We start from the raw sequence: 250 nt of genomic DNA on the forward strand, positions 1-250 counted from the left end.
TTCTTCTTCTTTGCTTACAATTTCATTTAAATAATCTTCAACGCAACTCAATAAAGCATTGGAATTTTTTATCCCGGAAATAGGATCAAGATTGTTATAAATGCTTAAAAACTGCATATTGGCCATATAATGAAGACATTTATCCAAGCGACAATTTAAACTTTCTTTACTTAAGGGTTTTACCAAATACTCATTAGCTCCACTTACAAGCAAACTAGCCTCTAAAGCATCATCTTTATCACCTAAAATA

The 250-nt window shown here is 30.4% G+C and carries 1 pseudogene; it reads right to left on the reverse strand.

The features are described 5' to 3' along the window. Nucleotides 1-250: pseudogene (locus ELQ16_RS09870) on the reverse strand (diguanylate cyclase response regulator); the annotation flags it as partial.

The organism is Campylobacter sp. US33a (genome assembly GCF_004378855.1).
Lineage (GTDB): Bacteria > Campylobacterota > Campylobacteria > Campylobacterales > Campylobacteraceae > Campylobacter_D.